Below are 8,659 nucleotides of genomic sequence, written 5' to 3'. Positions count from 1 at the left end.
CCCGCGGAGCGGGTACCTCATCGCTGCGCGATGAGCAAGCGAAGCGCCGCGCTTCGCTTGGCGCGCTTCTTCCGCTTCGCTCCAGAAGCTGTGGGGCCGGCTCGCTTCGCTCCCCGGTCCGCGCTTCGCGCGGGCGTTCCCTCCGCTTCGCTGCGTGAACGCAGTGAACGGGCATCGCTTCGCGTTGCCCTGACTGGCCGCCATTTGAGGGTTTGTCAGGGGTTCCGCTTCGCTCCACCCCTGGCCCGTCCGCTTCGCTCCCGGGCCCGAAGCCGCTTCGCACGGGCGGCTGGCTACGGGGCGCTGGTGCTTCGTGTTGCGGGTTGCGGTTGTGAGGGGTTCTCAGGCGTGGGCGTGGCGGGTGCCCGGCAGCTTGTGCGGGGCTGCATGGTGTGCGGGCCGGCCAGTGGCGGGAATGGCCAGGCGCCGCTGAGCGAGGATCGCTGTCACGAGCAGTGCGGTGAACACGGCCAGGAGAAGGACGGACACCCACATCTGACGGCTCCCCGGAGCCTGCCAGCCGGTCCACAGAGCGGACACTGTCCAGAGCAGGACGGCTGCAGCGTAGAAGGAGCGGACACGGCGCAGTTGCCGTGCGTTCCGCAGGAACTGGATACGTTCAGTCTTCGGTGCCATGCGGCACCGTGTACCCCCGATGCGTGATGTCGATCAGGGCCGGACGAGGGGCTTGGGCGAGGTCCTGTCGAGTGGGTGCACGCGTCTGCAACGCAAAGTGATGCAGCATGTAGCATTGGCGTAAAGCATGGACATCCGGTAACGGGAGACGGCTGCGTCCCGGTAAGGCCGGTGGCAAGGAAAGGGCGCGATGGGTTCCGATACGGCAAGGGCGAACTCCTTTCTTGAGGTGGAGCCGACCGACCGGTGTCCGCTGTCGGCCAGGGGGCGGACTCCGCTGCAGATGGCCGAGCTCTACGGGCACAGGCCGGCCACGCGGTGCCTCCAACGCTTCCTTGCCCTCACCCCGGGGAGTACAGATGCCAGGTGATCTCGGGCCTTCAACCGCCGCCCCGGACTCCCCCTACAATGACGCCTCGATCTACGTGAACGCCACGACCGCCACGCGGGTGCTGAGCCGGCTCCGGGACGCCCTTGCCCTGGAGGGCGCCGGCGCCGAGATGACCGTCGGCCCTGTACGCATAACAGGCGAACCCAACGACTACGCCACAGGCCAGCGTGCCCATCCTTTTGACTTCCTCGAGTGGCCGACCGTGCTGCAATGCCAAGCCACCGCCGGAGCGCCGGCCGAGGAAGTGGTACAAGCCATCACCGCCGTACTCGAAACACTCTGGCACGAAGGCTTCAAAGCCGTAGCCACCTGCGACTTCGAAAACGCACTGCCCGCACACGGCGGCCTCGACAAGTACCCCATCCCCACCACTGGCTCTAGCTCTGGCGGGGCCGGTGCGTCCGTGAGCTCGTGGTGGAAAAACCTGATTCCTCTCGGAAAAGGAAAGGACCGAACGCTGTAATCAGCCTCCGGGAACATCAGGTGACCCAAAAAAACAGCTATCCGAGAATAGATCCAATTCTTTACAAGCTCGTCCATTCCTGCCAAGGGAGCGCGGGGCACACTGGCGTCCGCGACCGGGTTGCCTCCACACTCTCACGGCCGGCATCCATCGAGACCTCGACACGGCTATCGCCGGACTCACCCTCCCCTGGAACTCCGGCATCGTTGAAGGGACTGTCCTGAACTTTGTGTATGCCCCGGTGTGACCTGTCTGGCATGAGACGTGGTCTCTGCCGGGAAGGATCACTGATGGGCAGCAAGGACGAGCGCCCCCGCGATGGTTCGCACACTGTACGTACGGGGGCCGAGTTGGCACGACTGACCGAGATGGACCGGGACCTGGCCGAGCAGTTGGTGAACCGGGCCCGCAGCGAGGGTCTCAACCTGGTCGGGGAGAACGGCCTGCTCAAAGGGCTGGTGAAGCTGGTCCTGGAGGGCGCGCTGGAGGCGGAGATGACGGATCATCTCGGCTACGAGAAGGGTGACCGGGCCGGGGCCGGCTCGGGTAACTCACGCAACGGGACGAGCCGCAAGCGGGTGCTGACCGATGTCGGTGCGGTGGAGATCGACGTGCCCCGGGACCGGGCCGGCTCTTTCAGCCCGGCCATTGTGCCCAAGCACGCGCGACGGGTGGAGGGGTTCGACGAGGCGATCCTGTCGCTCTACGCGAAGGGCCTGACCACCGGGGAGATCCAGGCCCATCTGGCGGAGATCTACGACGTGGATGTCTCCCGCGACTTGATCTCGCGGGCCACGGACAAGGTCACCGAGGAGCTGGATGCCTGGCGGCAGCGGCCGCTGGACCGTGTCTACGCGGTCGTGATGATCGACGCGATCGTGCTGAAGATCCGCGACGGCGCGGTCGCCAACCGGCCGGTCTACATCGCGGTGGGGATCAACCTCGAAGGCGAGCGTGACGTGCTGGGCATGTGGGTAGGCTCCGGCGGCGAGGGTGCCAAGCAGTGGATGGCGTGGCTGGCGGAGCTGAAGAACCGCGGCGTCGAGGACGTCCTGATCGCCTGCTGCGACGGGTTGAAGGGCCTGCCCGACTCGATCCAGAACATCTGGCCGCTCGCGGACATCCAGCTCTGCGTGGTCCACATGGTCCGCGCCAGTCTCAAGTACGCCTCGACCAAGCACTGGTCGCAGATCGCCAAGGAACTCCGCCAGGTCTACACCGCCGCCACCGTCGATGCCGCCGAGCAGCGTTTCGCCGAGTTCGAGGAGATCTGGGGAGCCCGCTACCCGGCCCTGATCGGAGTCTGGCGCCGTAACTGGGAACACTTCGTGATGTTCCTGCGGTTCCCACCCGAGATCCGCAAGATCGTCTACACGACCAACATGATCGAGTCCCTCAACTCCCGCTTCCGGCAAGCCACCCGCCGCCGGGGACACTTCCCCAACGAGGAAGCCGCCCTCAAGGTCCTCTACCTCGTCATCCGGGACCGCCAGCCCAACCGACGCAACCCCACCGGCCGCACCTACAACTGGAAGGAAGCAATCAACGTCCTCGCCGGCTTCTACGGCGACCGCGTCATCGACAACCAGTAAACCCGCAGACAAACCCAGGAAACGTCACCACCAGGGCTTACACGAAAAACAAGACACTCCCTCGTTGAAGGCCACGTCAACCGGATCATTCTGTGGAATCAGAGATGTCAAGCCGTGTGCTTGTGCATCACGTCGAGGTAGTGCCGCTCGCGGTGCGGAACGTGGTGGTCCCGGCCAGGCAGGCTGAAGACAGCGCAGACCTCGGCTGGCTGGGTGAGGATGCTCGACTGCTCGCCGAAGGTCAGGACAGGGTTGACCTCGTGGTGGCAGCCGGCGGTGTTGAGGGCCGTGACCAGGTCCTCGCGGAGCACAGTGGCCTCAAATGACTCGGAATCGGGAAGGACGAGCGGCGGAAGTTTGACGGTCGAACCAGGCCAGAGGTTGATCCAGATTCCGCTGACGGCCCGCTGCGTGACCACCAGCTGCAGCCCGTTCCAGGAGTAGGGGTAGCCGTCGATATCGGACCCCTTCATGACGTGGGCGGGGTGCGGGCGCCCCGGGCCGAGAAGGTCTTCAGCCTCGGTCAGGGGCATTCCGCAGTGAAGCGGGCCGATCCGGCCGGTTCGGGCGAAGTCGACGAGCACGTTCATCAAGGTCACGGCAGTGACTGTGACACTTTCCTGGGCCCGGGCGCACTCCGATATCAGCGCGGTGCGGAGCCTGCCCCGCCCCTTTCGGACGTCGACGAGCGGCAGCAGGCGGGCTGTCGCCGGCAGGTCCAGTTCGCGTGGTGTCGGGCCCGCCGGAGTGGGTGTGTCGGTGAGGCGGTCGAGTAGCCGGTCCAGGGCCGCCTGGCCGTCCTCGACGGCTGCCTGCTCGTCGTCGGTCAGCGGGATGGACACAGCCATGTTCTGCACGTTGCCTTTGGCTTCGAGGAGTTGGGATCGCGTGGATTCCGTTGGGGTGTAGAAGTCGCAGCGTGCGCAGGCCATGCTTTTCCGGACTACGAGCGCCAGTGATCGTGTGAGGTAGTCGCATCTGGCGTACGGGGCCTTGATCAGCAATTCTGTGCCCATGCTGCTGCCGCCTGCCCACGCGAAGACCGAGTTGATCGAGGTCGTCCGGATCACCGACCCGATGCGTCATCTCAGTTCGGAGGACTTGGCCGGCGACGATGTAGCGATCTGGGAGACGGCTCAAGCCAATCAGGTGCTGACGCTGGTCAAGGATCTGCCGGGCAGCGAGTTGCATCGCTGTTTCATCCCGGGCTGGGGCATCCGAGCTCACAGCGCCACGGACCTGCTTTTCCAGGTTGCCTTCTGCTTCAGGTGCCATGGTGCCCGCCTGTGGGGACCCAGCGTCCCCGCTGCTCAGATGGGAATCCACAGCTTCGATCCGGACAGCCCTCCTGCCGGTGAGCTGCTTGAACGGTTCCGCGGCTCCCAGTCTGGATGGTTCAAAGGGCTGTTCCGGAGCAGGTGAATGGCAGTTCCAGTGCTGGGTTCGTCAGCGCTCCCCGGGGATGATCGGCATGCCGAGGTCAACTGAGGCGCGGGGCCGGTTTCGGGCCAGTCGGTCGAGCGTGGCGAGCTTGTTGCGTGCAGCCTCGGCGCTTACTTGGAGCCCTTGGACCTCGCCGAGCCAGCCGTTGGCGCGTGCTTCGTCGATGCGGTCGGTGAGGTTGCGGATGATCTCTTCGAGGCGCCGTCGCTGTGCCGGGTCGACCCGGAGCATCGGGCATCGGATACAGGCGTGTTCATGGGCGCAGGGGGTGCCGTAAGGGCGCCCACATGTTCCGAGCTCGACCTTGCGCAGTTCGAAGTGCTTTTGAAACTCGTCCCACTCCTCCTCAGTCGGTTCGCGGTACTCGGCGGCAGGCCGGTTTGCTCGCCGGGTGTCCAGATACGTGCGGTAGGAGCGGATCAAGTCGTCCTGGAAGACCGCGAGGTATGCCTGAGTGGTGTTCAGACTGTGGTGTCCGAGAATTCGGGCGGCGATGTGGACGGGCAGGCCGCCGGTGACGGCATCGGTGATGAACATCCTTCGGAAGTCGTGTGGCGTGTACCGCAAGGGCTGTCCCGCTCGGTCCGTCAGTCCTGTCCTCGCGAGCGTCGCACTGATGAGCCTGTTGACCTTTTGCTGGCTGATGATCTCCCTGCGCCAGCCTTCCTTCCGCTGAAACGGGTGCGGAAGGAAGGGGCCGGTGATGCGCTCGTGGGGGTCGTATCGCGCGGCCAGCGGAACCCGCCCGTCAGCGTCCCTGACTCGGCACACCACCGCCGCGAGCACGCTGGCCAGCTCGGGAGTCACCAGTAGCAGCCGCTCCTCATTGCTCTTGGACGGCACCACCTGGAGCAGCGGCACGACCTCACCTGTGTCCGGGAGTCGGTAGGAGATCAAGGCCAGGTGCGTCAACTCCAGGAGTTCCTCGATACGTACCCCGGTGTGCCGCAACGTCTCGATGGTCGCCCACGCCCAGAACGCGTCCTCTTCGACTCGAAGCAGCTCGCTCTGCGCTCCGGTGCTGAGATCTTCGACGAGGACCGCCTCCGGCCCGTGCTGGGTGGCGCTGCGTCGTGCCTCGTACTTGTACTGCGTCCGCCGGAAGGCCTTTCCGACATGCTCGAACGCCTCCCCGACCGGAGCCTGGCGGGCCATGGCCAGCAGGTCTGCCTGCTCGTCCCGGAACCGCTCGGCTTCCGCTAGCAGTACTGGCAGGTGCGGCAGTCGCTCGCGGATACGCTGGTGAATCTCGGCCGTGGTGCGCCTGTTCTGCTTGGCAACGCCTTCCAACTCGCTTCGCCTGATGGGGCATCTGGCCGCCCAGGGAATCCAGTACGGATCTTCGTGAGCCCACTCCTGGATGTCCAGGTAGAAACTGCGCACACGACCGAGAACCTCCAAACGTCCCTTTCGCGGCTGTCCTTCACGGCCGCTCTTCTTGGTGAAGGCCAGACGCTCCTTCCAGGCATCAGCGACCTCCACGGGAAGGTCGAGGCTGTCGATGCCTGGATGGTGCCGCTCGATGTCCGCCCAGAAGGTGCCGGCCAGCGTGCAGGTCAGCTGGCGAAACGAGCTGAAGTCCATGGCAGGGCGGCGCTCGTTGAGGTAGCGGATCAGGAGTTCGCGAACTGGCCCATTGCGTACTTGCCGCTGCGCGACAAGTTCCTCGGTGCTGGCCTGACCGGAGCGCAGAGCGGCCCGCAGACTCTGGTCGGTTTCCAGGACACCGATGTCGCGCAGCACGTCCCAGGCCCCGTGGATGCCGCTCTTATGCCGAGAATATCGGCTGATGTTCCACGCCCGGAAGTCGAGCATGTCCTCGGTTGTGATCTCGGCAAGGTCCCGGCCTGTGTGCAGTACGACCTTGGAAAGCACGGTCAGCACCTCGGCGACCTGGCGTCCGGCCATACCCCGTTCGCGGGCCGCCGCCTGGGCAGCCTCGAACAGTTCCGGCGAGCATTGCGTACGCACGTCGGCGAACAGACGGACGGCGCCGTAGCCCACCAGGAAGTCGTAGTCGGGCAGTACGAAGCGACATAGCAGCAGGGAAGCCAAGCCGGTGACGGCATCGCCGCGGACGGCCTTGGGCGACCGACCCGCCTGAATCTCGACTGCCTCGGTCCAGCCCAGTCGGTCCGGGTACTCGGCAGCCGCGTCCCACCGCTCCTGCCAGCCGTTTCCGGTGAACGACTCCAACCAGGTCAGGAGGGCCTCGGCTCCCCTCATGCGCTCGCGCATCTCCGCCCCGCTCAGCGCGGGCCAGATCCGCAAAGCTGGCAGAAGATCGAGCACCTCCTGGCGGCCGAGATGGTCCACAGGCCCAACACGTCGAATTTTACGCGTATTTGTCTGAGCTCCGATGAAGGGCTTGAAGGGCGCCATCCCGCTCTGAAGCGGCACCGACGTAGACGCGGTCATCCGTCTGTCCTTCCGAAGAGCACGGCGAGGTCTTGGGCGTTGTATCCAGGGGCCGGGATGGCGACGGGCACGGGCTCCTGGCGCCCGGCCTCTCGCCGGGCGACGAGGTGCTCGTGGACTCGGCGGATGACCTCCTCGGGCTCCTCTTCTAGGTAAAGCTGAGTGGTCGACAGATGGACATGACCCAGGACGACCTGGATGTCCCGGAGGGAAAGGTTCTGGTCACGCAACATGCGCAGGGCGCAGGTGTGCCGCAGGTCGTGCATCGTCCAGTTGGTGCCCAACACCTCGTTGGCTCGACGCAGTACGGCCCGCAGCGCGTCGTAGTCGAGCGGCCGACGGGCGAGTTCCGCCGTGCCCTGCCGGCGTCGGCGTAGCGTCCACCAGATCGGGTCGCTGGGCTGCAGGGGCCCGACGGAGTCCAGGTAGAGGCGCAGCCAGACGAAGGCTTCTGCACTGGCCGGCAGCCACTGTTCGGCGTCCGTGCCCTTGCGCCGAACGCAAACGACCTGGTCGCCCCAGTCGACGTCGGCGCAGCGGATACCCAACACCTCATTGGCGCGGCTCGCGTTGCTGATGACCATCGACAGGAGCGCCCGGTCCCGGTCCGAGCGGAGCGCCGCGAAGAGCGCCTCCCAGTGCTGATCCGGCATTGCGCGAGGCCGTCGCTTGGGGACGGGAGGGTTGTAGCGAAGCCGGCCCTCGGGGCGGAACGGCTCCAACGGGTTATGGTGCGCATTCGGACGCCGCCGACCGCGGCGGTCCTGCGGCACCGGGTTGACCAGTGGGCCGCCGTTCCGTTCCAGCCAGAATTCGTAGAAGCTCCGCAGCACGGCGTTGCTGTGGCGCACCGTCCGAGGCTGGTAGCGATCAGTGAGGTACTGCTTTCGCGTGATCGGGTTGATGGTACCGACGGTCGCGGCTGACTTCGTTCGCGCGGCACGACGCTGCTTCGGCGCGCGCTGCAGCCAAAGGACGAAGTCGCGGACCTCCGCCGAAGTCGCCCGGTCCCATTCGACACCGATCACATGGAGCCACCGCCACCATCGCAGCAGGTCGTAGGCATAACTGCGTACGCTCCCGGGCCGCCGTCCCTGTGCTTGGAAGTCGCGTAGGTAGCGACGGATCGGCTCGATCGGCTCACCCGTGCAGTTGAGGACCTCGAACGGCACCGCGCCGGTCGACTTCACGACACGGCCCCACTCGGGAAGCTCGATGCCCATGACGTTGTACTCGGGTCCATGGCCTTGCAGCACGCAACCTCCTGGATCGGCGTTGCCTGCCTTCCTAGTGAACGCTGCTGCCGTCCTGCCGCGGACACGCCGCCGTGTCGCCTCGTAGTCCGGTCAACACGTCGGTGCTGGCATTGCTCGAAGAAGGTGTAGCTGCAGTAGCCGTGGCCGAGGTCGTAGTGCTGCCAGGGTTCGCCGGCCGCGGCGGCGCCGGAGGCGACCGCGTCGCGGTCGACCAGCACCTCGATGGTGCGGACGTTGCGTTCGAAGTAGCCGGCTTCGGAGTAGGCCTTGGAGAGGGTGTTGGGTGTGATCTTCGCGTAGTACTGGGTGGATTGCGCATCTACTGCTGGCACACCCGGCACAGGCCTGAAATTCCGGCGCCACAGGGAGCGACGCTGCGGGAGAACCGGAACGCCGCCGTCGTGCAGCACGGGCGCATCTCTTGTTCGGCATGGACGCCCGGTACACCGAGAGAGGGGTG

Annotated in this window: 8 protein-coding genes; 3 read left to right on the top strand and 5 right to left on the bottom strand. The window is 65.8% G+C overall.

Annotation, left to right across the window (positions count from 1 at the left end; genetic code table 11):
• Positions 1 to 342 precede the first annotated feature (342 nt).
• The gene (locus tag ACIQZN_RS31670; RefSeq protein WP_404001287.1) at positions 343 to 636 is read right to left on the bottom strand and encodes a hypothetical protein; all 294 of its coding nucleotides are present in this window, start codon (positions 634 to 636) and stop codon (positions 343 to 345) included.
• A 359-nt stretch (positions 637 to 995) separates the two neighbouring features.
• Between ACIQZN_RS31670 and ACIQZN_RS31665 the strand changes: the two genes are divergently transcribed.
• On the top strand, positions 996 to 1,490 hold the full coding sequence (locus ACIQZN_RS31665; RefSeq protein WP_404001284.1) for a hypothetical protein: 495 nt from the start codon (positions 996 to 998) through the stop codon (positions 1,488 to 1,490).
• 368 nt (positions 1,491 to 1,858) lie between these two features.
• The gene (locus ACIQZN_RS31660) at positions 1,859 to 3,082 is read left to right on the top strand and encodes an IS256 family transposase (protein ID WP_404001301.1); all 1,224 of its coding nucleotides are present in this window, start codon (positions 1,859 to 1,861) and stop codon (positions 3,080 to 3,082) included.
• A gap of 107 nt (positions 3,083 to 3,189) precedes the next feature.
• On the opposite strand, the gene ACIQZN_RS31655 is transcribed toward ACIQZN_RS31660, so the two are convergent.
• Positions 3,190 to 3,681 (bottom strand): hypothetical protein, encoded by a 492-nt coding sequence (locus ACIQZN_RS31655; protein ID WP_404001298.1) that lies wholly within the window; start codon positions 3,679 to 3,681, stop codon positions 3,190 to 3,192.
• A 415-nt stretch (positions 3,682 to 4,096) separates the two neighbouring features.
• On the opposite strand from ACIQZN_RS31655, the gene ACIQZN_RS31650 reads away from it, so the two are divergent.
• Positions 4,097 to 4,504 carry a hypothetical protein gene (locus ACIQZN_RS31650; protein ID WP_404001281.1) on the top strand — a complete coding sequence of 136 codons (408 nt, stop codon included), beginning with the start codon at positions 4,097 to 4,099 and terminating at the stop codon, positions 4,502 to 4,504.
• A gap of 24 nt (positions 4,505 to 4,528) precedes the next feature.
• Here the strand turns inward: ACIQZN_RS31650 and ACIQZN_RS31645 are convergent, their stop codons facing one another.
• From ACIQZN_RS31645 to ACIQZN_RS31635, 3 genes are read right to left on the bottom strand one after another with little or no spacing between them, the layout of a single operon-like run.
• The gene (locus tag ACIQZN_RS31645) at positions 4,529 to 6,943 is read right to left on the bottom strand and encodes a tyrosine-type recombinase/integrase (RefSeq protein ID WP_404001278.1); all 2,415 of its coding nucleotides are present in this window, start codon (positions 6,941 to 6,943) and stop codon (positions 4,529 to 4,531) included.
• Positions 6,940 to 8,199, bottom strand: a complete 1,260-nt coding sequence (locus ACIQZN_RS31640) for a tyrosine-type recombinase/integrase (protein WP_404001275.1) — start codon at positions 8,197 to 8,199, stop codon at positions 6,940 to 6,942. The genes ACIQZN_RS31645 and ACIQZN_RS31640 overlap by 4 nt, the downstream gene beginning before the upstream one ends.
• Positions 8,130 to 8,609 carry a hypothetical protein gene (locus ACIQZN_RS31635; protein ID WP_404001272.1) on the bottom strand — a complete coding sequence of 160 codons (480 nt, stop codon included), beginning with the start codon at positions 8,607 to 8,609 and terminating at the stop codon, positions 8,130 to 8,132. Before ACIQZN_RS31635 ends, ACIQZN_RS31640 begins: the two co-directional genes overlap by 70 nt.
• Between the last annotated feature and the right edge of the window lie 50 nt (positions 8,610 to 8,659).

The organism is Streptomyces sp. NPDC097595, from assembly GCF_044761525.1.
In the GTDB taxonomy this organism is placed as follows: Bacteria; Actinomycetota; Actinomycetes; order Streptomycetales; family Streptomycetaceae; genus Streptomyces; species Streptomyces drozdowiczii_A.
Note: the sequence above shows the minus strand (reverse complement) of the source record. Positions and strands in the feature narration are given on the sequence as shown.

Bases quoted from the DNA above. Each gene is read 5' to 3' on its own strand.
- ACIQZN_RS31650 (WP_404001281.1), top strand. From the start codon at position 4,097: ATGCTGCTGCCGCCTGCCCACGCGAAGACCGAGTTGATCGAGGTCGTC.
- ACIQZN_RS31645 (WP_404001278.1), bottom strand. From the start codon at position 6,943: ATGACCGCGTCTACGTCGGTGCCGCTTCAGAGCGGGATGGCGCCCTTC.
- ACIQZN_RS31665 (WP_404001284.1), top strand. From the start codon at position 996: ATGCCAGGTGATCTCGGGCCTTCAACCGCCGCCCCGGACTCCCCCTAC.
- ACIQZN_RS31660 (WP_404001301.1), top strand. From the start codon at position 1,859: ATGGACCGGGACCTGGCCGAGCAGTTGGTGAACCGGGCCCGCAGCGAG.
- ACIQZN_RS31670 (WP_404001287.1), bottom strand. From the start codon at position 636: ATGGCACCGAAGACTGAACGTATCCAGTTCCTGCGGAACGCACGGCAA.